The sequence below is a fragment of the Micromonospora sp. NPDC051543 genome, assembly GCF_044454415.1.
In the GTDB taxonomy this organism is placed as follows: Bacteria; Actinomycetota; Actinomycetes; order Mycobacteriales; family Micromonosporaceae; genus Micromonospora.
The window spans coordinates 136638-159450 of sequence record NZ_JBITDT010000003.1; the positions used below are offsets into that span (position 1 = coordinate 136638).

The 22813-nt window shown below is 73.4% G+C and carries 22 protein-coding genes; 10 read left to right on the top strand and 12 right to left on the bottom strand.

From position 1 onward, the window contains the following. Positions 1-46: 46 nt before the first annotated feature. The 3 genes from ACIA3K_RS06365 to ACIA3K_RS06375 all read right to left on the bottom strand — a co-directional run bounded on the left by ACIA3K_RS06365 (position 47) and on the right by ACIA3K_RS06375 (position 2914). Entirely contained in the window at positions 47-856 is an 810-nt protein-coding gene (locus tag ACIA3K_RS06365) for a hypothetical protein (RefSeq protein ID WP_396799499.1), read from the bottom strand. Between the two features lie 508 nt (positions 857-1364). Beyond that, positions 1365-1931 (bottom strand): hypothetical protein, encoded by a 567-nt coding sequence (locus ACIA3K_RS06370; RefSeq protein ID WP_396799500.1) that lies wholly within the window; start codon positions 1929-1931, stop codon positions 1365-1367. 671 nt (positions 1932-2602) lie between these two features. Further along, entirely contained in the window at positions 2603-2914 is a 312-nt protein-coding gene (locus ACIA3K_RS06375; RefSeq protein ID WP_396799501.1) for a MazG-like family protein, read from the bottom strand. 212 nt (positions 2915-3126) lie between these two features. On the opposite strand from ACIA3K_RS06375, the gene ACIA3K_RS06380 reads away from it, so the two are divergent. Further along, positions 3127-4509: a hypothetical protein gene (locus ACIA3K_RS06380; RefSeq protein WP_396799502.1), complete on the top strand. Its 1383-nt coding sequence runs from the start codon at positions 3127-3129 to the stop codon at positions 4507-4509. Positions 4510-4567: 58 nt separating this feature from the next. Here ACIA3K_RS06380 and ACIA3K_RS06385 read toward each other — a convergent pair whose 3' ends face one another. Next, complete coding sequence (locus ACIA3K_RS06385) at positions 4568-5281, bottom strand: hypothetical protein (protein ID WP_396799503.1); 714 nt, start codon at positions 5279-5281, stop codon at positions 4568-4570. A 392-nt stretch (positions 5282-5673) separates the two neighbouring features. Continuing rightward, positions 5674-6105 (bottom strand): VOC family protein, encoded by a 432-nt coding sequence (locus ACIA3K_RS06390; protein ID WP_396799504.1) that lies wholly within the window; start codon positions 6103-6105, stop codon positions 5674-5676. 54 nt (positions 6106-6159) lie between these two features. Between ACIA3K_RS06390 and tsaA the strand changes: the two genes are divergently transcribed. Continuing rightward, entirely contained in the window at positions 6160-6573 is a 414-nt protein-coding gene (gene tsaA / locus ACIA3K_RS06395; RefSeq protein ID WP_396799505.1) for a tRNA (N6-threonylcarbamoyladenosine(37)-N6)-methyltransferase TrmO, read from the top strand. 21 nt (positions 6574-6594) lie between these two features. On the opposite strand, the gene ACIA3K_RS06400 is transcribed toward tsaA, so the two are convergent. Together ACIA3K_RS06400 and ACIA3K_RS06405 are read right to left on the bottom strand one after the other, a co-directional pair. Then, on the bottom strand, positions 6595-7224 hold the full coding sequence (locus ACIA3K_RS06400; RefSeq protein WP_396799506.1) for an MBL fold metallo-hydrolase: 630 nt from the start codon (positions 7222-7224) through the stop codon (positions 6595-6597). After that, positions 7224-8309, bottom strand: coding sequence for an S-(hydroxymethyl)mycothiol dehydrogenase (locus tag ACIA3K_RS06405; protein WP_396799507.1), 1086 nt, complete (start codon positions 8307-8309; stop codon positions 7224-7226). Before ACIA3K_RS06405 ends, ACIA3K_RS06400 begins: the two co-directional genes overlap by 1 nt. 182 nt (positions 8310-8491) lie before the next feature. Here ACIA3K_RS06405 and ACIA3K_RS06410 point away from each other — a divergent pair, with 182 nt between their 5' ends. The 3 genes from ACIA3K_RS06410 (at position 8492) to ACIA3K_RS06420 (ending at position 11702) form a co-directional block, all read left to right on the top strand. Further along, positions 8492-8911 (top strand): hypothetical protein, encoded by a 420-nt coding sequence (locus ACIA3K_RS06410; protein ID WP_396799508.1) that lies wholly within the window; start codon positions 8492-8494, stop codon positions 8909-8911. Positions 8912-8981: 70 nt separating this feature from the next. Beyond that, positions 8982-10157, top strand: a complete 1176-nt coding sequence (locus ACIA3K_RS06415; RefSeq protein WP_396799509.1) for a low temperature requirement protein A — start codon at positions 8982-8984, stop codon at positions 10155-10157. Positions 10158-10232: 75 nt separating this feature from the next. Further along, complete coding sequence (locus ACIA3K_RS06420; RefSeq protein ID WP_396799510.1) at positions 10233-11702, top strand: cryptochrome/photolyase family protein; 1470 nt, start codon at positions 10233-10235, stop codon at positions 11700-11702. On the opposite strand, the gene ACIA3K_RS06425 is transcribed toward ACIA3K_RS06420, so the two are convergent. The 5 genes from ACIA3K_RS06425 to ACIA3K_RS06445 are packed head-to-tail and all read right to left on the bottom strand — an operon-like array spanning position 11703 to position 15589. Beyond that, positions 11703-12575 (bottom strand): SDR family NAD(P)-dependent oxidoreductase, encoded by an 873-nt coding sequence (locus tag ACIA3K_RS06425; RefSeq protein WP_396799511.1) that lies wholly within the window; start codon positions 12573-12575, stop codon positions 11703-11705. Beyond that, positions 12562-14052 carry a flavin-containing monooxygenase gene (locus tag ACIA3K_RS06430; RefSeq protein WP_396799512.1) on the bottom strand — a complete coding sequence of 497 codons (1491 nt, stop codon included), beginning with the start codon at positions 14050-14052 and terminating at the stop codon, positions 12562-12564. Before ACIA3K_RS06430 ends, ACIA3K_RS06425 begins: the two co-directional genes overlap by 14 nt. Positions 14053-14110: 58 nt before the next feature. Next, positions 14111-14638 (bottom strand): PH domain-containing protein, encoded by a 528-nt coding sequence (locus ACIA3K_RS06435; RefSeq protein ID WP_396799513.1) that lies wholly within the window; start codon positions 14636-14638, stop codon positions 14111-14113. Positions 14639-14648: 10 nt separating this feature from the next. After that, entirely contained in the window at positions 14649-15110 is a 462-nt protein-coding gene (locus tag ACIA3K_RS06440) for a hypothetical protein (protein ID WP_396799514.1), read from the bottom strand. Beyond that, positions 15110-15589: a hypothetical protein gene (locus tag ACIA3K_RS06445; RefSeq protein WP_396799515.1), complete on the bottom strand. Its 480-nt coding sequence runs from the start codon at positions 15587-15589 to the stop codon at positions 15110-15112. Before ACIA3K_RS06445 ends, ACIA3K_RS06440 begins: the two co-directional genes overlap by 1 nt. Positions 15590-15633: 44 nt before the next feature. Between ACIA3K_RS06445 and ACIA3K_RS06450 the strand changes: the two genes are divergently transcribed. The 5 genes from ACIA3K_RS06450 (at position 15634) to ACIA3K_RS06470 (ending at position 22767) form a co-directional block, all read left to right on the top strand. Further along, positions 15634-16611 carry a helix-turn-helix transcriptional regulator gene (locus ACIA3K_RS06450; protein WP_396799516.1) on the top strand — a complete coding sequence of 326 codons (978 nt, stop codon included), beginning with the start codon at positions 15634-15636 and terminating at the stop codon, positions 16609-16611. A gap of 117 nt (positions 16612-16728) precedes the next feature. Further along, complete coding sequence (locus ACIA3K_RS06455; RefSeq protein WP_396799517.1) at positions 16729-17334, top strand: ATP-binding cassette domain-containing protein; 606 nt, start codon at positions 16729-16731, stop codon at positions 17332-17334. Further along, positions 17331-18608, top strand: coding sequence for a hypothetical protein (locus ACIA3K_RS06460; protein WP_396799518.1), 1278 nt, complete (start codon positions 17331-17333; stop codon positions 18606-18608). Before ACIA3K_RS06455 ends, ACIA3K_RS06460 begins: the two co-directional genes overlap by 4 nt. Continuing rightward, positions 18605-20371 (top strand): ABC transporter permease subunit, encoded by a 1767-nt coding sequence (locus ACIA3K_RS06465; protein ID WP_396799519.1) that lies wholly within the window; start codon positions 18605-18607, stop codon positions 20369-20371. The genes ACIA3K_RS06460 and ACIA3K_RS06465 overlap by 4 nt, the downstream gene beginning before the upstream one ends. After that, entirely contained in the window at positions 20368-22767 is a 2400-nt protein-coding gene (locus tag ACIA3K_RS06470) for a tetratricopeptide repeat protein (RefSeq protein ID WP_396799520.1), read from the top strand. The genes ACIA3K_RS06465 and ACIA3K_RS06470 overlap by 4 nt, the downstream gene beginning before the upstream one ends. Positions 22768-22813 lie beyond the last annotated feature (46 nt).

The window sequence follows — 22813 nt, forward strand, 5'->3', positions numbered from 1 at the left end:
TTCTTGTCACCGCGCCTCGGTTCTCGTCACCGCGCCTCGGTTCTCGTCACCGCGCTTCGGTCACCGTCACCGCGTTGACGCCCGCGACCAGGTCCAGGAAGATCCGGTTGGGCGAGCGGTCCCATCCCGGCGTGCTCACCAGATCCCCGGCGGCGACCCCGTTCCACCGCTGGTCGCGGACCACCACCGAGCCGGCGCCCGCGCCCGCCCGCACCCGCACCGGCGGCGCGCCCGGCACCCGGACGGACAGCCGGTTGGTCCCGCCGGTCAACCGCACCGCCATGACGCCGCGATCCACGGGCGGCAGGATGAGGTCGGTGCGAGCGGAACCGCCGACAAGGTCCACTCCCAGCAGACGCGCCCGCGCCAGATCCAGCACCTGGTCGCTCACCCCGCCCTCCAGGCGAAGACGCCAGGCGACCCGCTCGCTGAGCAACACCCGTACGGCCCGTCCGTCGGACGCGCCGGCGGCCACCACGCCGAGCCGGACCGTCTCCCCGTCGAGCACCGGCCGGGCCGCCACACCCGTGCCGGACGGGCTGCTGATCCGGTAGAGGTCGTCACCCAGGTCCGTCACCCGCAGGTCGAACGACGTCAACCCGTCGACGAGCACGAAGGTAGCCTTCTGCCGGCCCGCCAACGGCGCGGTCATCGTCTGGTCGGACGCCGCCGCAGCGTCCTGCCTCGTGTCCTGTGGACTCGTGTCGCTGTAGGTCTGACCGAGGCGGTAGGGGTCACTCACGATCACCGCGACCGCCATGACCCCGAGCACCAGTACGACGGCAGCGGCGGTCAGCAGCAGGCGGGCACCGACGGACCAGCGTCCCGACGCGACCTCCGCTTCCGGCGACCCCACCTCCGTGTCCTGCCGCGATCGCCGTGCAACGTCCCGGCCCGCAGGTGAGCCCGCGTCGTGCGCTGGGCGCGGACCTGCGGCCTGCGCCGGTGGCCGGCCTGCGGCCTGCGCTAGGCGCCGCTCTGCCTCCTGCGGCGGGCGCAGCCCTGTCTCGGGCGGCGGTTCCGCTGTGCTGGTCTCCCGGTCCCGGCTGGCCGGCTCGGACCCCGGTTGGCTGGTCGCCGGGTCGTCGGCCGACAAGTGCGCCGCAGCCGTCCGAGCTGCCGCCATAGTCTGCGCGAATTGCCGACCTGCTCGGCCTGTCGCCTGATGCTCGCTGCCGTCACCCACCACGGCCATGCCCTGTCCCTCCGCCGGTCCCCGCCGGAGGGTACGGGCGCGATCGTCGATCGGATCACCGCGCGCCGACAACACCACTGCGCTACGTCGCCACGCGGAATCCTGAACAGCGCCTGGAAATGCGGCGATGGCCGGCACCCGTTGTCGGGTGCCGGCCATCTGCGGTCTCTTAGCTGTTCCAGTACTGGCCGACGAGGTCGGTGGCCTGCTGCTCCCACTGGGCGTAGGCGTCGGGGTAGGCCGAGACCTGCACGGTCTGGGCGGCGTCGGTCAGGGGCATGTCCTGCCAGCCGTCGACCTGGCGCAGGCCCTTGAGGAACGCGGTCGTGGAGTACTCCGGGTCGGTGATCTGCTCCGGCGTGCCCCAACCGGAGGTGGGGCGCTGCTGGAACAGGCCCAGCGAGTCGTGGTCGTTGGCGTCGCCGAGGTGGCCCAGGTTCTCCAGCTTGGACTCCTGCAGGCTCGTCGCGATCGAGATGACCGCCGCCCGCTCGGGCAGACCCGCCTTCTTCGTGGCCGCGATGATGGCCTTGACGTTGGCGCTCTGCTCACCGTTGAGGGTGATGTGGGACTGGTCGCCCTGCGGCTTGGGTGCGGTGGTCTGCACGGCTGCGGTGGCGGGTTTGGCGTCCACGGCCGGGGTGGCGGCGTGGGCGGCGATGGGGCCGGCGAAGACGCCACCGGCGAACGCGAGACCAGCAACAGACAGCATGCTCTTACGGAAGATCGTGTTCATCAGGGGTTGCTCCTTCGGGGGTAGGAAACACCCACACACCACCCGTTCGGGGGGATCGGTGACGCGGGGTGTCAGCACCTCGTCCGGGCGCTTGCAAAGTCTGGGGGGGCCTGCGAGCCGGGGGGCTCGTGGCGGCCGGTCCGTGTGTAACGACCTGCCGGCCGGGGCCATTCCCCGCAGGCGGCGGCCCTGTCATCAGGGGTGCTCGTCGCGCCGGGACCAGGTGTAACGACCCGGGGCTCGGGGTCATTCCCGGGGCCCGGGGGGGGCGGTGACCCGCCTTTGCTCTGCTTCAACCAAGGAAACACCTGCCCAACCGATAATCGGACACCGGGTGTCTCCTCGGTTGAAGCAGAGCAAAGGACGCGCGGTGATGAGGCCCGACCCGACGGGCGGCAGGCGGTGACCTGAGACTCCTGCGATCGTCGGGGGACCACGACGCCCCGGCGCGCCACCGACTCCCCTGCCCACCGAGGCACAGCCGGTCACCCCGTGAAGACCCCCCACAGCCGGACATACAGCCGGCCAGGCGCGATCGGCGGGCGCAACCGAGCGATGATCGGCTCGACGTCGCCGAAGTCGGGGTGTCCGGGGCCGGTTGATCGCGCGGTATCGGCGAACTCGTGTCGATCACGACGCCCGCACCACCGTCGGCGGCAGGGCGGTGGGCCTCACTCCCCCAGGCGAGATCGGACCTTGTTCGCACACGACTCCAGAACGGTCTGCGCGTCGAGTCCCAGGCTCTCGATCGCCACCAGCGCGGTGAACACCACGTCGGCCAGCTCGGCTGCCACATCCTCGCGCGTGTGGGTGACACCCTTGCGCGGATTCTGCCCGAGCAGACCGATCCAGGCGGCCGACGCCTCGCCCGCCTCCTCGGTCAGCTTCAGGATGCGGCAGGTCAGTTCCGTCTCCCCGGTGCCGTTCGCGGTGTCCAGCCAGCTCCGCGCAGCACGGGCCGCCGCCCAGATCGAGTCGTCCACGACGACAGTCAACCGCATCGGACCGGACCGACCGACGATCGGCCCGCGCCGTCGAGACCGAACGCCACCTGCTTCCTTCGGAGCCTGACCGTTCGGTCAGCGTAGCCATTGACTCCGGTCGACGGCGGTCCTAGGTTCAGGGCGCTACCGGCCGGTAGGCAACCGTCCCGCCTGGTCGCCCCGCAGGCGACATCCGTCCGATGGGGAGCACGATGCTGTCCGTACCCGTTCGCACCCTTCGCCGCCTGGTCGCCGCCACCGCGACACTGACCCTGGCCGTCGGGCTGATCGGCCCCGCACCCGCCGCCGCAGCAGCAGGCGCCGCGGCGGATCGCGGCACCGACGGCGGTCAGCCGCTGCCCGGTTACACCTTTCAGAACCCGCCGCTGACGCCGTTGACGGTCGGGGGCAAACAGACGACGGTCCGTCAGGGCGTGCACCGGCACGCCGCGTACATCATCGAGGTTCCCGCCCGGTGGAACGGCGACCTGGTGCTGTGGGCGCACGGCTACCGGGGGCAGGGCACGGTGCTCTCGCCGGAGCCGCCGGGCTTCGAACTGCGCCAACGGATGCTGTCCCAGGGGTACGCGTGGGCGTCGTCGTCGTACGACCGCAACGGCTTCGACATCCGCTCCGGGGTGCTTAGCACGAAGGATCTCGCGGAGCACTTCGGACGGACGGTGCGCCGGCCGCACCGCACGTATCTCGCCGGGGTGTCGATGGGTGGGTACGTGCTCGGTCGCTCGCTGGAGCAGTATCCCGGCTACTACGACGGTGCCCTGCCCATGTGCGGGGTGCTCGGCGACCAGACGCTGCTCGACTTCTACCTGGACTACAACCTGGTCGCGCAGGCGCTCGCCGGGGTGCCGGCCTATCCCACGCCGGCCGACTACCTGAGCAACGCCGTGCCGCGCATCCAGGCGACGCTGGGACTGGCCGGGCTCACGCCGACCGGCCCGGACACGACCACCGAGCGGGGCAAGCAGTTGCGGGCCGTGACGGTGGACCGTTCGGGCGGGCCGCGTCCCGGCGCGGAGGCGGCGTTCGCGGTGTGGAAGGACTTCCTCTTCTCGATCATGGTGACCGACGGCGGCGACTCCCCCGCCCAGCGGCCCGGGCAGCTCGCCACGAACCTGCTCACCCGCTACCGCCCGAACAGTCCGGTCGACCTGAACTCGACCGTGCGGCGGGTCCCGCCGGAGAACGTCCGGCAGCGGCTCCTGCCGACGCTCACGGAGGTGCCGCGCATCGCCGGCCGTCCCAGCGCGCCGGTGGTCAGCCTGCACGACCTCGGCGACCTGTTCGTACCGTTCAGCATGGAGCAGGCGTACGCCACCGACGTGGCACGGCACGGTCGTAGCCGGCTGGTGGTGCAGCGGGCCATCCGGGCCGCGCAGCACTGCGAGTTCAGCCCGGCCGAGGCCGGCGCCGCCTGGGACGACCTGGTGTCCTGGGTACGCACCGGCAAGCGCCCGGCCGGCGACACCGTGACCGATCCGGCGGTGGTGGCCCGACCCGACTACGGCTGCCGGTTCAGCGACCGGAAGGCGTACGCCGCCGGGGATGGCACCCGCCGCCTCTACGCCCCCTGCTGACAAAGACGAGACCGGCCGGCCCCCGCGACGGGAGCCGGCCGGTCTGTTCAGGATGCGGTCACCAGAGCTGCTGGACGATGTCCGCCGCCTGCTCCTCCCACTGCGCGTACGCGTACGGGAAGGCGGAGACCTGCACCGTCTGCGCGGCGGTGGTCAGCGGCAGGTCCTGCCAACCGCCCACGTTCTTGAGGGCGTCGAAGAACGCCGTGGCGGCGTACTCCGGGTCGGTGATCTGCTCGGGCGAACCCCAACCGGACGACGGACGCTGCTGGAACAGGCCCTGCGAGTCGTGGTCGTTGTACGCGCCGAGGTGGCCGAGGTTGTAGAGCTTCGACTCCTGCAACGAGGTGGCGACACCGATCACCGCGCCACGGTCGCCGACGCCGGTCTTCTTGGCCGCGTCGACGATCGACCGGGCGTTGTCGAGCTGCGCCTTGTCGAGCGGGATGCGCGACTGCGCGCCCTCGATGCCGTGCGGGATCAGCTCGTCGCGGCTCGGCTTGCCGGCCGGCGGCTTGCCGGTGGCGGAGCCGGTGGTCAGGCCGGATTCGACGGGCTGCTCCTGGTGCTGCACGTGGGTCGTGGCCTTGCCGGTGGCGAGGTCGATGGCGGCGACGGCGCCCTGGTGCGGGCCGGAGGTGACCGGGGCGGCGGTCGCGGTCGGCGCGAGCGCCAGACCACCGAGGGCGGCCACACCCACCACGCTGAGCGCGGTCTTGCGGTACGAGTCCTTGGCGATGGCGGGGAGCCATCGAGTGAAGTCGGGCTTCACGATGGTTCCTTTCGATCGTGCGGAGCGCTCCGGGGTGAACGCCCCTCGGGAGGGACCGCGGGAAAGGGGTTTGGGCTCCGGCGGTACGGGGGACACAACCGGGTTGACGAGTCGGTCATTCCGGAAATGCCGGAGTCACCCCGAGCTGGGGACCCGGTCACTCCCGGAAATTCGGATGGCCGGCCGGACCCGGGTGCCGGGTGGGCGGAACCGGACCATCGACGCAGACGGGTCAACCCGGATGAGCCACGCCGAACCGGACGAGCACGTGCCAGAGCTGCTTGAGGTGCGCAAGGGTGTCGGCCAACGGACCGGGATGACGGGACCCCGGAACTCGGCGTCGACCTCCTCGACGGGCAGCGCGAAGCCGGGGTGCCAGCGCAGCGTCGCCGTCACGGCGTGTCCGGCTTCGTCTCCAGCTCCTCGAAGACGGTGATGTGCAGATCGGCGGGGGCGTCGAGGCGCGCGTTGCGGGACTGCCACGGCGTCAGCGTCGGCGGCGCGACCTCGCTCGCACCGGCGGCAACGAGCCGGGCCGTGGTCGCGGCGGCGTCGTCCACCTCGAAGGCCACCCGGATGCGCGGTGCGACCTGACGGCCCACCTCGACCTCGTCGATCAGGCGCTTCTGCGCCGGGTTGGCGATCTCCAACGTGGCCCGGCCGGCGTCCAGGATCACCACCCGTGCGTCCCCGTCGCTGGTGAACTCGGCCTCCACGGGCAGGCCGAGAGCGTCCCGGAAGAACGCCACGGCGGCCTCGTGATCGGCTGCCTCCACGACGAGGCGCAGCTGACGGACGACAGGTACGGGGTGCTCGGCGGCCATGCGCCGGATCGTAACGCCCTAGTCTGGCGGGGCACCGTCCCGAAGGGAGCAATGATGGTCGACGCGTACCTGCTGCGTCCGGTCGGGCGGGTCGCCTCGCCGCTGACCGACGCGGCGACCGCGCCACGGCAGGGCGACGAGGGCTCCCCACCGGCCTGGCTGGTGTTCGAGCCGCCGGTCGAGCCCGCCCTGCGCGACCTCGACGTCGGCGCGGAGCTGCTGGTGCTGACCTGGTTGGACCGGGCCCGGCGGGACGTCCTGGCGGTGCGTCCACGCGGTGACGAGACCCGCCCGCTAACGGGTGTGTTCAGCACCCGCTCCCCGCACCGGCCCAACCCGATCGGGCTGCACCGGGTACGGGTGCTGGCGGTGGACGGGCTGCGCGTCGAGGTCGCCGACCTGGAAGCCCTCGACGGCACCCCCGTGCTGGACGTGAAACCGGTGCTGGGCGCGGCCGACGAACGCTGACGCGTCCGCCGGCCGCTCGGGTCAGCGCCCGCGGGCCAGCCACTCCGGCAGGTGCGGGGCCTCCGCGCCGATGGTGGTGTCGTCGCCGTGGCCGGTGTGCACGACCGTGTCCGGTGGCAGGGTCAACAGTCGGGTACGGATCGACTCGACGATGGTGTCGAAGTCGCTGTACGACCGCCCGGTCGCGCCCGGCCCGCCCTGGAACAGGGTGTCGCCGGTGAACACCGCGCCCAGGTCCGGGGCGTGGAAGCTGCACGCGCCGGGACTGTGCCCCGGGGTGTGCAGCACCTCCAGGGCGGTGCCGGCCACCTCGACGCTCTGCCCGTCGCGCAGTTCGCCGTGCGGCGGCAGGTGGGGGTGGACCAGGTCCCAGAGCACCCGGTCGTCGGCGTGCAGCAGGATCGGGGCGCCGGTGGCCTCGGCCAGTTCGGGAGCGACCCGTACGTGGTCGTCGTGCGCGTGGGTGGCGAGGATCGCCCGCACTCGGCGACCGTCCACCAACGCGAGGATCGCGGCCACGTCGTGGGGCGCGTCGAGGATTACGCACTCGTCGTCGTCGCCGATCACCCACACGTTGTTGTCCACCTCGAAGGTCTGCCCGTCGAGCGAGAACGTGCCGGCGGTGACCGCGTGGTCGACCCGGACGGTCATCAGAACACCACCACCGAACGCAGCACGTCGCCGTGGTGCATCCGCTCGAACGCGTTCTCGACCTCATCGAGGGCGATCTCCTCGGTGACGAAGGCGTCCAGGTCGAGGCGGCCCTGCCGGTACAGCTCGGTGAGCATCGGGAAGTCCCGGCTGGGCAGGCAGTCGCCGTACCAGCTGGACTTGAGCGCGCCGCCGCGCCCGAAGACGTCCAGCAGCGGCAGCTCGATCTGCATCTGCGGGGTCGGCACGCCAACCAGCACGACCGTGCCGGCCAGGTCCCGGGCGTAGAACGCCTGCTTCCAGGTCTCCGGTCGGCCCACCGCGTCGATGACCACGTCGGCGCCGAAACCGCCGGTGGCCGCGCGGATCGCCTCGACCGGATCGGTGTCGGAGGCGTTCACGGTGTGCGTGGCGCCGAACTTCCTCGCCCAGTCCAGCTTGCGACTGTCGGTGTCCACGGCCACGATCGTCGTGGCGCCGGCGAGGGCCGCGCCGGCCACCGCCGCGTCCCCGACGCCGCCGCAGCCGATCACCGCGACCGAGTCGCCGCGGGTCACGTTGCCGGTGTTCATGGCCGCGCCGAGGCCGGCCATCACGCCGCAGCCGAGCAGGCCCACCGCGGCCGGCCGCGCCGCCGGGTCCACCTTCGTGCACTGCCCGGCGTGCACCAGCGTCTTCTCGGCGAACGCGCCGATGCCCAGCGCCGGAGCAAGTTCCGTGCCGTCGGTGAGGGTCATCCGCTGCTTCGCGTTGTGGGTGTTGAAGCAGTACCAGGGCCGGCCGCGACGGCAGGCGCGGCAGTCGCCGCAGACCGCCCGCCAGTTGAGCACCACGAAGTCGCCCGGGGCCACGTCGGTGACGCCCTCCCCCACCTGTTCGACGATGCCGGCCGCCTCGTGGCCGAGCAGGAACGGGTAGTCGTCGTTGATGCCGCCCTCGCGGTAGTGCAGGTCGGTGTGGCAGACGCCGCAGGACTGGACCCGGACGATCGCCTCACCGGGGCCGGGGTCGGGCACCACGATGGTGGTGACCTCGACCGGTGCGCCCTTGCTGCGGGAGATGACTCCCCGGACTTCCTGGCTCACTGCGCCTCCTGGTGGTGGTCGGTGGCGGGACCCGGGGCCGGGCGGTGAAGCGGGCTCGGCGGTGGGCCCCGGGCGAACCTACCGCGATCACCACGGCCGGCCCAGTCGGCCGGGGGGCGGGTTATCGCGGGTCACGCGGGGTACGCGGGCCACGATTCGGACCACGGCCACCGGGAGTGATCATGAAAATCGCGCACCTGCCGCTGCGGGCCAGCATCGGCGCGTACTTCCTCGACTCGGGCCTCGGCAAGCGGAGCCTGGAGGGCGAGGCCGCGCAGGCCGTGCACGGGATGGCGGTGGCGGCGATGCCGCAACTCGGTCAACTGGACCCGCCGCGGTTCGCCAAGCTGCTGTCGTACTCGGAGATCGCCCTCGGGGCGGCGCTGCTCGCGCCCTTCGTGCCGACGCCCCTGGTGGGGCTCGGCCTGACCGCGTTCGGCGCGGGTCTCGTGCAGCTCTACCTGAAGACGCCGGGGATGCGGCGGCCCGGCAGCATCCGACCGACGCAGCAGGGCGCCGGCCTGGCCAAGGACGTGTGGCTGGTCGGCGCCGGCCTGACGCTCGTGCTGGAGGGGCTGACCCACCGCCGTCGGCGCGGCTGACCTGGCGGAACCGCGCCGCCGGCACCCGCTATCGTGTCGCCGACCCCGACGGTCGGCCTGAGGAGCTGCGGTGACCCACAGTCGTTCGGTGCGGCCGTTCTACCGGCCCATGCGGCCCCGTCGCCGGGACGAGCCACACCGCGCGGCCACCCCACTGGAACTCTTCTTCGACCTGTGTTTCGTGGTGGCCGTGGCACAGGCGGCGTCCGCCCTGCACCACGACGTCGCCGAAGGGCACCTCGACCACGCGCTGCGCAGCTACCTGATGGTGTTCTTCGCGATCTGGTGGTCGTGGATGAACTTCACCTGGTTCGCCTCGGCGTACGACACCGACGACGACGTCTACCGGATCACGACACTGGTGCAGATCACCGGGGCGTTGATCCTGGCGGCGGGGGTGCCGCGCGCGTTCGCCGAGGGCGACTTCACCGTCATCACCTACGGGTACGTGGTCATGCGGCTGGCCGCCGTCGTGCAGTGGAGCAGGGCCGCCGCCGGCGATCCGACGCACCGGGCCGCGGCGCGCAGGTACGCGATCGGCGTGACCGTCGTGCAGCTCGGCTGGCTGCTGCGGCTGGCGCTGCCCGACGACTGGGGCATGGTCACGTTCCTGCTGCTGGCGCTCGCCGACCTGCTCGTTCCGGCGGTGGCCGAGCGGCCGGGCATGACGCCCTGGCACCCCGGGCACATCGGCGAACGGTACGGGCTGTTCACGCTGATCGTGCTCGGCGAGGCGGTGCTGGCGATCTCGGTGGCGATCCAGACCGGGCTGGACGCGGGCGACCACGGTCTCTGGGCGCTCGCGGCGGCCGGCGCGGTCATCGTGTACGCGCTCTGGTGGCTCTACTTCGACCGCCCGGTCGAGGCGCCGGACCGGCTGCCGTACTCCCTGGTCTGGGGCTACGGCCACTACCTGATCTTCGCCGCGATCGCCGCCGTCGGCGCCGGCCTGCCCGTCGTGGTGGACCACGAGCGGCACCTCGCCCACGTGTCCGGTACGACCGCCGCGTACGCGGTCGCCGTGCCGTTGGCCGTCTTCCTGCTCACCGTCTGGGTGCTGCACGTCCGCCGTCAGCAGCACGGCGCGGTGGTGGTCGCCTATCCGGTCGTCGCCGGGGTGGCGCTGCTCGTGCCGCTCGGACCGGCTCCGGTGCCGGTGCTCGCGCTGCTGCTGGTCGCCCTCGTGGCCGTGACGGTGGTGCTGCGCAAACGTGACGTCGGGGCCGTCACGAGCCGCGCCGCCTGACATCGATCTGGATCAGACATCGATCATCCGGCCTGCCGGCGCGCGGGACGACCCGAAAATGGGCAGAATTGCGGGATGCTACGCCGCCGATGGTTGCTGGCCGACCAACTCGGGCCACATTTCCTCGACGACCCCGATCAACCGGTCCTCCTGGTGGAGATCCGGGAGCTGTTCCGCCGCCGCCCGATGCACCGGCAGAAGGCGCACCTGATCCTCTCCGCCCTGCGCCACCGCGCCGCCGAGCTGGGCGACCGGGCGTTGCTGCTGCGCACCGACACGTTCCGCGAGGCGCTGACTCAGGTCGGCGAGCCGGTGGAGGTGTGCCACCCGCACTCCCGGGCCGCGCTGGAGTTCGCCCGCTCGGTGCCTCGCCTGAGCGTGCTGCCACCGCGCGGCTTCATCACCAGCCAGTCCGACTTCGCGGCCTGGGCGGACCGCACCCGGCGCGGCCCGCTGCGGATGGCCGACTACTACCGGCAGGCCCGTCGCCGGCACGACGTGCTGTCCGGGCCGGCCCGGATCTCCGCGCCGGCCCCGACGCCGCGCCGCCCGCGTGGTGAGGCCCCCGCCGTGCCCGCCACCCCGCCGCCACCGCCGCCCATCGTCGAGGACGACATCGACGCGCAGGTCCGCCGCGACCTCGACGGGTGGGCGGCCGACGGGGTGCGGTTCGTCGGTCGGGACGGCCCCCGGCGGTACCCGGCCACGCACGACGAGGCGCAGGCCCGGTTGGCGCACTTCCTCGCGCACCGGCTGCCCGGGTTCGGCCGGTACGCCGACGTGATGAGCGCCGACGACCCGCTGTTCGCGCACTCGACGCTCTCGTCGTCGTTCAACCTGGGGCTGCTGCACCCCGAACCGGCCGTGCGCGCCGCCGAGCAGGCGTGGCGGTCCGGCCTCGCCCCCCGTACGGCGGTGGAGCCGTTCATCCGCGGGCTGCTCGGTTGGCGGGAGTTCCTCTGGCAGTTGTACTGGTACCACGAGCCGCAGTTCCGGGGCGCGAAGTGGCTGACCGCGAGTGAGCCGATGCCGCAGTGGTTCGCCGACCTGGACGCCGACGCGGTGGAGGCGCGCTGTCTGGCCGACGTGCTCGCCGCCGTGCGTGACCGGGCCTGGACGCACCAGAGCCCCCGGCTGCTGGTGCTGGGCAACTACGCGTTGCAGCGCGGCTGGCGTCCCGCCGAGGTGGCGGACTGGTTCCAGCGCTGCTTCGTGGACGGCACCGACTGGGTGATGAACGCGACCGTGATCGGCATGAGCCAGTACGCCGACCTGGCCCGGGTGGACACTCGCCCGTACGCGGTGGACGGCACCGACATCGACGAGATCAGCGATTACTGCGCCGGCTGCCGGTACGCGCCGGAGCGGGCGCTCGGCGAGTTGGCCTGCCCGTACACCGGGGGTTTCGAGAGCTTCCTGCACCGCAACCGGGAGCGGTTGGTGGCCGACCCGCGACTGGCCGCCGAGCTGGCCCGCCGCGACGAGCCCGAGCACCGGGAGGCGGTGCTGGCCCAGGAGGAGAAGCGCGGCGGCAGCCCGCCCTGATCAGGTGGGGTCGGCGACCGGCGGCGGGACCGGCGCGGGCCGGGTCACGCCCCGGTTGAGGCCGACCATCAGCACCCGGTAGTACGACGCCGGCATGATCCGGGCCAGCAGGTCGGGCACCTTCGCCGACCAGCCGATGAGCACCCGGCCCCGCCGTCGCTCGACGCCCCGCAGGATCACCTCGGCGGCCCGCTCCGGCGCGATCGTGAGCAGCTTCTCGAACTGCGCCCGACCGGCGGCATACTCCTGGGCCGGCACGCCGCTGCCGACGCGGGCGTTCTCGGTGATCCGGGTCCGGATCCCGCCCGGGTGCACCGACGTCACGCCGATGCCGTCGTCGACCAGCTCGTGCCGCAGCGCCTCGGTCAGACCCCGGACGGCGAACTTGCTCGCCGCGTACGCGACCTGCCCGGCCGGCGCGATCAGCCCGAACAGGCTGGAGATGTTGACCAGGTGCGCGCCCGGTTCGGCCTTGAGCGCGGGCAGCAGCGCGTGCGTCACCTGTGCCACCGCCCGGAAGTTGATCTCGATGACCCAGCTGAACTCGTCGAACGTGACCTGGTCGAACCGGCCGCCGAGGCCGACACCGGCGTTGTTCACCAGCAGCCGGATCCGCGGATGACGCTGGCCGATCTCGGCCGCCACCCGCGCGGTGGCCGCCGCGTCGGCGAGGTCCACCCGATACGTGTGCACGCGCCGGTCCGGGTGGGTGAGGCCGATGGCGGCGACGACGGCGTCCAGCCGCTCGGCGTCGCGGTCCAGGAGCACCAGGTCGGCGCCCCGATCGGCCAGGCCGTGCGCCAGCGCCGCGCCGATGCCACTGGCCGCGCCGGTCACCACGGCCGTCGCGCCGGCGAACTCAAACCTCCGCACGATCGGTGCTCCTTCCCTGGCGGGCGCGGCGGGAGAACCGCACGCCCTCGTCGGCGAGCCGGCCGTGCCGCATCAGCAGCACGTCGCGAACGTAGTTCTGGTGCAGCCGCCACGGCGTCCGCGCGCCCTGCCGGGGCAGGGCGGCGACACCGCGCAGCACGTACGAGGAGCGCAGGTCGATCAGCGGCGCCCGCTCGTCACCGGGTGGCGGCAGCGGGGTGACGACCTGCTGGCCGGTGCGGTCCAGGTGGCGCAGCAGCCGGCAGACGTAGCCGGCGACCAGGTCGGCCTTGAGGGTCCACGACGCATTGGTGTAGCCGATGGTCAGCGCGAGGTTCGGTACCCCGGAGAGCATCATGCCCTTGTAGGCGACGGTGTCGGCCAGGTCGACGTCGACACCGTCGACGCGCAGCGTCAGGCCACCGAGGGCGAGCAGGTTGAGCCCGGTCGCGGTGACCACGATGTCGGCGCTCACCTCGTCGCCCGAGGCCAACCGGAGGCCGTCGGCGGTGAACGTGTCGATGGTGTCGGTCACCACCGACGCCCGGCCCTGCGACACGGCGGTGAAGAGATCGCCGTCGGGCACCACGCAGAGGCGCTGGTCCCACGGGTCGTAACGGGGCGAGAAGTGCCGGTCGACGTCGTACCCGACCGGCAGCAGGCGCGTCGCGGCCCGGCGCAGCAGCCGTCTCACCAGCCCCGGCGCGCGCCGGCTGAGCTGGAACGTGGCCGTGGACAGCAGCACGTTCTTCCACCGCACCACCGGATACGCGACGCCCGCCGGCAGCCGACGCCGCAGGGCGTCGGCCAGCCGGTCGCGTGCGGCCAGGGCGATGACGTACGACGGTGAGCGTTGCAGCATCGTCACGTGGGCGGCCCGTCGCGCCAGGGCCGGCACCAACGTCACGGCGGTCGCGCCGCTGCCGATCACCACCACCCGCTTGCCGGCGTGGTCGAGGTCGTCCGGCCAGTGCTGCGGGTGCACCAACCGCCCGGTGTACGCGTCGACGCCCGGCAGAGCGGGCGTGTAGCCCTCGTCGTACCGGTAGTAGCCGGTGCAGGCGAACAGGAACGAGCAGGTCAGCACCACCGTCTCGGCGGTGTCGGTGCGCTCGGCGTACACCGTCCAGCGGGCGGCGTCGCTGTCCCACTCGGCGCGCGTCACCCGGTGGGAGAAGCGGATGTGCCGCTGCACGTCGTACTCCCGGGCCGTTTCGCGCACGTACTCGAGGATGCTCGCGCCGTCGGCGATCGACCGCGCGTCGGTCCACGGCCGGAACGAGTAGCCGAGGGTGAACATGTCCGAGTCGGACCGGACGCCCGGGTAGCGGAACAGGTCCCAGGTGCCGCCGACCGCGTCGCGCGACTCCAGCACCGCGTACGTCTTGTCGGGACAGTCGCGGCGCAGGTGGCAGGCCGCGCCGACGCCGGACAGGCCGGCGCCGACGATGAGCACGTCAACGTGGTCGGAGGGCATCGCTTCCTCCATCCGGGGCGGTGGTCGGACCCTAACACCGCGACCGAACGGCCGTTAACTAGCGCCGGACCACCTGCGGGCCGGAACGGCGGGAAGCCCGCTCGGCGTCGAGCCGAGCGAGCATCCCTTCGAAGTCGTCCGAGGAGAGGACCGGCCCGACGTCCTTGCGCCAACCCATCTCCCGCGAACGCCGCTGCACCGCCGACTCGAACGCGCCGCCGGTTGTGCGCACCCAGCAGGCGTCGCGCACGGTGGGTTCGCCGAGGAACAGCGCGGGACGCGCCTCGAACCCGGTGACCTCCGACCACCGGAACGTCCGCGTGCGGAAGATGTGCCGCAGCCGTACGCCCTCGTCGTTGACGTAGATCCCGGTCAGATGCATCCGGAGGGCGAACGTCAGCCACACCCCGAGGATCGGCAACGCCCCAGCCATGCTCAAGGCGTCGCCCCGGTGGACCGTGCCCCCGGCCAACCCGCGCCCGACAAAGACCACCACGAACGCCGCCATCGTCGACCCAGCCAGCACCATGAATCCGGTGAACACCTGCCGGAAGCCCCACGGATCCATCCGCCCCCATCTGCGCATGGCCCGCAGGCTAGTCGGTGGACGCTCGCGTCGATTCCATGATCCAGTTCGTCTCCCAGGTGCGTTCGCCGTCGACCGAGAACGCCTGCTCCCAGCGGGCCGTCGTCGCGGTGATCCCGGACCAGATGAACCGGCACCGGACCGGACGCCCCTCGTGCTGGTCGTCGGCGTAGAAGCGGCCGACCCCGTCGACGAAGCGACCGACCACCGGCGGCTGCTCCAACTCGCCGCGACCGCTGTTCATCCAGTAGATCGACCACTGCTCGCTCGCCGGGTCGAAGATCCTGATCGTGGCACCGGAGAAACCCCTGGTGGGAAAGGTGATCTCGTCGAAGTTGCCACCCCCGCCGAAGAAGCTGCGCGCCACCGACACACCGGGGAACTCGTCCCACTCGTCGCAGCCGGTCAGCCGTTCGCGGAGCCGCCGGTTGACCACGTTCCAGGTGCCCACGTAGAAGTCGAAGTCGCCCATCAGTGGCCGACCGGCCCGTCCGCCCGCGAGTCGCCCAGGTAACCGGCCAGGTCGGGCGTCTCCGGGGCCAGCAGGTGCCGGACCCAGGCGGTCCGCTCGTGCTCCAGCACCGCCAACTCCCAGACGCAGCCGACCTCACGCCGTCCCAGCTCGACGAAGTGGGTCGGGTCGTCGTCCGGGCAGTCCAGCACCGGCTGACCGGCCACCGCGATGTGCACCTGCAACGCGTTGTCCCACACCCAGGTGTACGCCAGCAGGTAGGCGCCGGTGTCCGCGCCCCGGTGCAGCACCACCCACCCGGCGGCCGGCGTGCCGTCGCGCACCGCGCGGGCCAGCAGCGCTGGCAGTACGTCGTAGGCGGCCTTCTCCACCGCCGGTTCGATCGGCTGCCCCGGCTGGTCGATGTGGTAACGCTTGAGCTGCCAACCGTCCACCACGATCGGCTCGAGCGTTCGTAGATCCTTGTCGTCGAATGCCATGCCTGGACGGTAGGACCACTCCACTGACAGCTAGTGTCAGTGGAGTGCGGGCCAGTCGACTCATTTCCGTCCTGCTGCTGCTCCAGTCGCACGGCCGGCTGACCGCCGGCCAGCTCGCCGAGCGGCTGTCCGTCTCCCCACGCACCATCTACCGCGACGTGGAGTCGCTGCACGCCGCCGGCATCCCGCTCTACGGAGAGGCCGGGCACGCCGGCGGTTACCAACTCGTCGACGGCTGGCGGACCCGGCTGACCGGCCTGACCGCCGAGGAGGCCGAGCGGCTGTTCCTGGCCGGGCTGCCCGGCCCCGCCGACGAGTTGGGCTACGGAGACGTCGTGGCGGCGCTGCGACTCAAGCTGCACGAGGCGCTGCCGACCACGTTGCGCGACCGGGCCACCCAGCTCCAGCAGCGCTTCCACCTGGACACACCCGGTTGGTACGCGGACGGCGACGCCTCCCCCGAACTGGCCCGCACCGCCGAGGCCGTCTGGCGGCAGCAACGCGTGCGGGTGCGTTACCGCGGTTGGCGGGGTGAGGTGACCCGGGTGCTGGAGCCGTACGGCCTGGTGCTCAAGGGCGGCCGATGGTACGTGGTGGCCACTCAACCGGGCCGGTCCGAGCCGGCGACCTACCGGGTCAACCAGATCCTCGCGCTGACCCCCCTGACCGAGGAGTTCGACCGGCCGGCCGACTTCGACCTGCCAGCCTGGTGGCGTGAGCACGTGGTGCGGTTCCGCGCCCGACTGCACCAGGACGAGGCCACCGTACGCCTGTCCCCCGCCGGCCGGGCGCGGCTGCGGGAGATCGGCAGTGATCCGGTGGTGGCCGCCGTGGACGCCAGCGCCGGTCCTGCCGACGCCCAGGGTTGGGTGACCGCCGTGCTGCCGATCGAGTCGTTGACCCACGCCCACGGCGATCTGCTGCGCCTCGGTGCCGACGTGGAGGTGCTGACCCCGGTGGCGCTGCGCGAACTCCTGGCGGCCACGGCCGCTGGGCTGGCTGCCCTCTACGGCTCCCGGTAGGTGCCGTCGCCCTCCACAATGGAAGATCGGCGGGACATCGACTGTCGGCCACGTGTGCCACCCTGGGACGGTCGCCAGCGGTCACCGGAGGTGAGGGCAACGTTACGACTACGCGCGATGGTCGCCGTCCCCGGCACCGGGCCGGTCACCCTCGACGTCGCGGCCGGCGAGACGGTCGCGCTGGTCGCGCCGCCCCGGGTCGGCACGGCTGTGGCCCGGGTGCTGGCCGGCCTGGCCGCCCCCGTCACCGGTCGGATCATGGTGGGCGAGCGGGACGTCACGGCCCTGCCGCCGCCGCGCCGGCAGATCGGCTACGTGCCGGCGGGCGGCGCGCTGCTGCCGCAGCTCACCGTGCGCCGCAACATCGAGTACGGCCAACGCAAACGCGAACGGGTGCACGAGATGGCCGACGACTGGACGGCGACGGTGGTGGAGCGGCTGGAGTTGGCGCCGACGCTCGACCTGCTCCCGCACGTGCTCTCCGACGCGCAGCGGTTCCGGGTCGCGCTGGCCCGGGCCGCCGTCTGCCTGCCCGAGGTGCTCGTCGTGGACCTGCCCGTCGACCCCGCCGGCGGCAGCCGCCTCGGCGACCTGCTGCCCCGACTCGCCCCGTCGCAGACGCCGGGGGTCGCCACACTCGTCTGCACCGCCGATCCGTCCACCCTGGCCGAGATCCCGACGCGGCACCACCTGGTCACCGAGCCCGATGAGGTCCCACGGTGAGTCCGGCCGGCGGCCTCACCCGTCGTACGCTGCTGCGCGCCGCCGCCGTCGGCGCGGCGGCGACTGCGGCCGGGTGCGGCGGCGGCACCCGCTCGGTACAGGTGGCGGTGGTCTGGAGCGGCGGTGAGCTGGACCGCTTCCGCGAGGTCGTGGCCGCGTACCCCGCTCCGGTGCGGGTGGTCAGCGCCGGCAACGACATCGACGCGTTCCTGCGCGCCCGGCACCTCGCGGGCACCTCGCCGGACGTGGCGATCCTGTCGCGTCCCGGCCTGGTCACCGAGTACGCCGCGCGGGGCTGGCTGCGCCCGGTGCGACCGTCGACCGAGTACGCGGTGCCGATCGGTCTCGGCGACCTGCTGATGGCCGGGGGGCAGCGCTACGGCCTGTGGGTCAAGGCCGCGCACAAGTCCCTGGTGTGGCATCTGCCCGCGATGCTGCCCGAGCCGCCGACGAGCTGGGACGAGCTGGTCTCGCTGACCCGCCGCCTCGGCGCGCTCGCCCGCGACGGCGGCCCGGCGCCCCTGGCCATCGGCGCGGCGGACGGCTGGGTCCTCACCGACTGGTTCGAGAACGTGCTGGCCGACCTCGCGCCCACCGCCTACGACGCTCTCGCCGCGTCCGAGGGGGGTGACTGGCAGGGCCGGGCGGTGCGCGACACCCTGGACCGGCTCGCCGAGCTGTGGAGCATCGACGGCGCGTTCCCCGGCGGTGGCAAACGTGCCCTGCTCACCCAGTACGAGGAGTCGGTGATCCAGGTGGTGCGCTCACGGCGGGCGGTGATGGTCTTCGAGGCCGACTTCACCGCCGAGGTGGTGGGCCGGTTCCGCAGCGGCGCCGAGGAGCCGGTCACCTTCCGCTTCCCGAGCGCCGGGGCGGGCAGCGGCGCGCTGATCGTCGGCGGCGACGTCGCGGTGGCCTTCGACCACGACCGGGGCGGCCTGGAGCTGGTCGAGTGGTTGACCCGGGCCGACTCGTTCGGTCCCTGGCTGCGGGCCGGCGGCTACCTGTCGCCGAACACCACGATCGCGCTGACCGAGTACGCCGACCCGGTCCGCCGGCAACTGGCCCGCGAGATGCGCGGCCCGGACACCCTGCACTTCGACCTCTCCGACCAGTTGCCCGGTGCGTTCACCGGCTCGGACGGCGTCGGCATCTGGCGCATCATGCAGGACTTCTTCGCCGACGTCACCGGCGGCGTGCCGGCCCGCCGGGCGATCGACGACGCCACCGGGCAGCTCGCCGCGGCGGCCCGCGACGCGGGCGGTGACCGGTGAGCGAGACCCGGGTGCTCGGCGAGCTGGCGGTGCTCGACGACGTGGGCCCGCCGCGCCGGGGCCGCGCCTACCCGGCGGCCGGTGCGACCTCCGCGCTGCTGCTGCCGGCCGCGCTGCTGCTCGGGGCGCTGGTGCTGTGGCCGGTGCTACGCACGCTGCACGCCAGCGTCACCACCGACGGTCGCTGGGTCGGCGCGGAACACTTCCGGGCCGCCCTCGCCGCGCCGCACACCGGCGCGGTGGTCGGCCGTACGGTGCTGTGGGCGGTGCTGGTGCCGGCCGTGGTGACGGCGCTGGGCTACCTGTTCGCCGTCGTGTCGCGCCGCTCCCAGGAGGGCGGCCTGGTCCGCCTGATCCTGCTGGTGCCGGTGGCGTTGCCGCTGGTCGTCACCGGCGTGACCTTCCGGCTCATGTACGACCCCGACCCGACCCGTGGCCTGGTGACCCTGCTCGCCGCGCGGGTGACCGGTCGCTCCAATGAGGACGCCCCGCAACTGCTCGGGCCGGGCCTCGTGACGGTGGCGTTGATGTCGGCGTTCGTCTGGGCGTGGGTGGGGCTCGCCGTGCTGGTCTTCCGGGCCGCGCTGGACCGCGTACCGCCGAGCCTGGCCGACGCGGTACGCGCCTACGGCGGCGGCCGGCGACACGTCCTGTGGGACGCGCAGTGGCGGCCGCTGTTGTTGCGTACCGTCGCGGTGGTCTTCGCCCTGGTGGCGCTCGGCACGAGCCGCACCTTCGACCTGATCCTGGTGATGACGCCCGGGTCGGTCCGCGACGACGCGGCGGTGCTCGCCCTGCGGGTGTGGCAGACCTCGGGTGGCACCACCACCGGGCAGGGCGCCGCGCTCGGCGTCGTCTGGCTGGCGGCGGTGGCCGCCGGAATGCTGGTGGCGGCGTTCTTCGTCCGCCAGGCGTGGCCGCCGCCGCGCGTCGAGGCGACGCCCGACGCGGCTCCGACGCTGCCGCCGCGCCGGCTGTTCCGGGTGCTCGCCGCCGCCGCTGCGGTGGCCTGGCTCTTTCCGCTGGTGGTGCTGCTCGCGACTTCCGCGCACGGGCAGGTCGACGCCGCCGCGCAGGGCTGGTGGTCGGCCCCGCCCGGCGCGGGCTCCTACGAGGCCCTGCTCGGCGGCGACGAGCTGTGGCGGGCGCTCGGCTTCACCCTGCTGCTGGCCACCGTCGTCACCGCGACGGTTCTCGTCGTCGGGCTGCTGGCCGCCTACCCGCTGGCGTGGCTGACCGGGCCGGCCGCACAGGCGACCGGCCTGCTGCTGATGGCCGCCACCGTCGTCCCGGTGCAGGTGATCGCCGGGCCGGTCAACGAGGTGCTCGGTTTGGTGCTCTCCTCCGGCACCGCACGCGGGTTGGCGCTGGTGCACGTGGCGCTGGGGGTGCCGTTCGCGGTGCTGGTGCTGCGTAACGCGTTCGCCGACCTGCCGGCCGACCAGGTACGCGGCGCTCGGCTGGGCGGCCGGCGGTGGTGGGGCACGCTTCGTCGACTGGCCCGGCACAACCTGCCGGCCGTGGTCGCCGTCTCCGTGCTGGAGTTCGTCCAGGTCTGGAACGACCTGGCGGTGGGCCTGCTGTTCAGCGGCCCGGAGGCCACTCCGCTCGGGTTGTTCCTGGCCGGGCAGAGCCGCGGCTTCGTGTCCAACAGCGGGGTCCTGGCCGCCGGTTCGGTGCTGGCCTCGGTGCTGCCGGTGGCGCTCATGGTGCTCGCCCGGCGGCAACTCGTCCCCGGCCTGGTCTCCGGGGGCGTACGGTGACCCGCCCCGCCAAGGCGCCCGGCCGTGGGCCGAGGTGGCCGTTGCTCGCCGCCGTCTTCTCGCTGCTCGGCGGCGTGCTCGGCAACGTGGGCATCAATCTGCTCTCCGAGCTGGTGAGCAGCGCGCTCGGCCCGGCCGCCGAGCTGCTCGGCCCGGCGAGCATCGTGGTCGGGCTCGTCGGCGCGATCGGCTTCGCGGTGTACGCGCATCAGCGCCGGGCCGGGCGGGAGACCGGTCCGGAGCCCACCGAGGTGGTCAGCACGCCGGCCGAGGATGTGCCGACCCTGCCGTACACGGCGGGGTTCACCGGCCGCGACGAGCACGTGCGGGCGGTGCTGGACCTGCTCGGGCGCGAGCACGCCGTGGCGGTGCTGGGCCGGCGGGCGGTCGGCACGTCGGCCTGCGCCATCGAGGCGGCGAACCTGTGCCGGGCGGACTTCCCGGACGGGCAGTACCACTTCGACCTGCGCCGGGGTGGACGACCCCGTTCTCCCCGGCAGGTGCTCACCGCGTTGGCGGGGGTCCTGGGCAGCGCGCCGCCGGTGTCCGGTCGGCCGGACGCCCTCGCGGCCGCGGCCGCCGCGATCCGCCGCAAGATCGACGGTCGCAAGATCCTGCTGGTCCTGGACAACGTCGACCGGCCCGAACAGGTCCGCGCGCTGCTACCGCCGACCGCGCGTACCTGTCGGCTGCTGCTGGCCGGCGGACCCGCGCTCAGCGGGTTGAACGGAGTGGTGGAGCACTGGATCGCCGAGCCGGGCCCGGACGAGGCAGTCGAACTGTTCGCCGCCGCTGGCGGCGCCGCCCCGGCGGCCCGGGTCCGCCGCGCCGACCCGCGTACCGACCCGGCCGTGCGCGAGATCGTCGACCTGTGCGGCCGGCAGCCGCGCACCGTCCGCGCTCTCGGCTACCGCACGGCCCAGCACGGCTGGCGGCACATCGACGTCCTGGACGCGCTGCGCCGGGCGGTGCGCACCCCGCCGCACCAGCGGGTCGCCGTCTCGCCGGCCGCCCAGCTCGTCACCGAACGGGACACCGCCTACCGGGCGTTGACCCGCGAGGCCCGCCGGCTCTACCGCCTGATGTCGCTGGCGCCGGCCCCGGTGGACCGGCCGACCATCGCCGCGCTGGCCCGCCGGCACCCCGAGCGGATCACCGGGCTGCTGGACCAGTTGGCCGCCGCCGCGTTCGTGGTCGGCGCCCCCGGCGACCGGTACGAGGTCCGTCCCCTGCTCGCAGCCAGCGCCCGCCTGCACCTGCGCGACGCCGATCCGGCCCGTTCCCGGGTCGCCGCGCAGGCCCGACTCACCCGGCATCTGGCCCGGCGGGCGGAACGGCACGCCGCCAACCTGACCGTGCTGGGCTCCCCGCCGGACCGGGAGTGGTCGCTGCCGCTGGACGACGACCCGTACGGCTGGTTCGACCTGCACCAGGAGTTGCTGCTCGCGGTCGTCCGGGTGCCCGCCGGGGCGGCCGAGACGCTGCCCCGACGGGTACGCCGGTGGTGGTTCCGGTTGGCCGTGGCGCTGTGCGGGTGGCTCGCCCACGTCGAGCGGCTCGACGAGTGGGAGCAGGTGTGCCGCACCGTCCTGGCCACCCCGACGGCCGACGACCGACCGGAGATCGCCGGCTGGGCGCACAACGAGCTGGGCGTGCTGCGTCGACGTCGGCACGACCCGCAGGGGGCGGCGGCGGCGCTCACGCTCGCGGTGGCCGAACGCGGCCGGCGGGGCACCGCCCAGGCGCGGATGAACCTCGGCCTGGCCCTGCTCGACCTGGGGCAGCTCGACGACGCGGTGGAGCACCTGGAGCTGTCCCGCCGGCACCGCTCGTCCGCGGACCGGGCCGGGCACGCCCTCACCCAGCTAGGGCTCGGCGCGGCGCAGCTGGCCCGGGGCGAGCTGGACGCCGCGCACCACCATCTGGTGCGGGCGGCGAACACGTTCCGGTCGGTGGGTGACGCGCGCGGTTACGCCGCCGCGCTGACCAACCTGGTGCTGGTGCACGCCAGCCTCGGCGAGCACCTGGACGCGGCGCAGGCCTGGCGTGCCGCGCTGCGCGAGTACGAGTCGGTCAACGACGCGACCAGCCGGGCCGCGGCGCTGCTCAACGCGGGCGCGACGCTGCTGACCAGCGCGCCGGGGCAGGCGCGGACGGCGTACGAGCTGCTGGCCGAGAGCCGACGGCTGCGCGAGGACGTCCGGCCCACGGCGGGGCTGGGGCGTACCCTGCTCTACCTGGGCGACGCCGCCGCCGCGCTGGGCGACCGGTCCGACGCGCGGCGGCTGTGGGCGGACGCGGCGACGGTCGCCGAGGAGGTCGGCGACGACCGGGCGCTGGCCGCCGCCGACGGACGCCTGGTACACGACGTCGACGCGCCGCCGGCCACCCCCTGAGCGGTGTGTCCCCCCGGGTCGGCGTGATGTCGATCGCTCGTCGTGG

Bases quoted from the DNA above. Each gene is read 5' to 3' on its own strand.
- ACIA3K_RS06435 (WP_396799513.1), bottom strand. From the start codon at position 14,638: ATGCGCAGATGGGGGCGGATGGATCCGTGGGGCTTCCGGCAGGTGTTC.
- ACIA3K_RS06400 (WP_396799506.1), bottom strand. From the start codon at position 7,224: ATGACCGTCCGGGTCGACCACGCGGTCACCGCCGGCACGTTCTCGCTC.
- ACIA3K_RS06440 (WP_396799514.1), bottom strand. From the start codon at position 15,110: ATGGGCGACTTCGACTTCTACGTGGGCACCTGGAACGTGGTCAACCGG.
- ACIA3K_RS06390 (WP_396799504.1), bottom strand. From the start codon at position 6,105: ATGGCCGCCGAGCACCCCGTACCTGTCGTCCGTCAGCTGCGCCTCGTC.
- ACIA3K_RS06420 (WP_396799510.1), top strand. From the start codon at position 10,233: ATGCTACGCCGCCGATGGTTGCTGGCCGACCAACTCGGGCCACATTTC.
- ACIA3K_RS06445 (WP_396799515.1), bottom strand. From the start codon at position 15,589: ATGGCATTCGACGACAAGGATCTACGAACGCTCGAGCCGATCGTGGTG.
- ACIA3K_RS06370 (WP_396799500.1), bottom strand. From the start codon at position 1,931: ATGAACACGATCTTCCGTAAGAGCATGCTGTCTGTTGCTGGTCTCGCG.
- ACIA3K_RS06430 (WP_396799512.1), bottom strand. From the start codon at position 14,052: ATGCCCTCCGACCACGTTGACGTGCTCATCGTCGGCGCCGGCCTGTCC.
- tsaA (WP_396799505.1), top strand. From the start codon at position 6,160: ATGGTCGACGCGTACCTGCTGCGTCCGGTCGGGCGGGTCGCCTCGCCG.
- ACIA3K_RS06380 (WP_396799502.1), top strand. From the start codon at position 3,127: ATGCTGTCCGTACCCGTTCGCACCCTTCGCCGCCTGGTCGCCGCCACC.
- ACIA3K_RS06455 (WP_396799517.1), top strand. From the start codon at position 16,729: ATGGTCGCCGTCCCCGGCACCGGGCCGGTCACCCTCGACGTCGCGGCC.
- ACIA3K_RS06410 (WP_396799508.1), top strand. From the start codon at position 8,492: ATGAAAATCGCGCACCTGCCGCTGCGGGCCAGCATCGGCGCGTACTTC.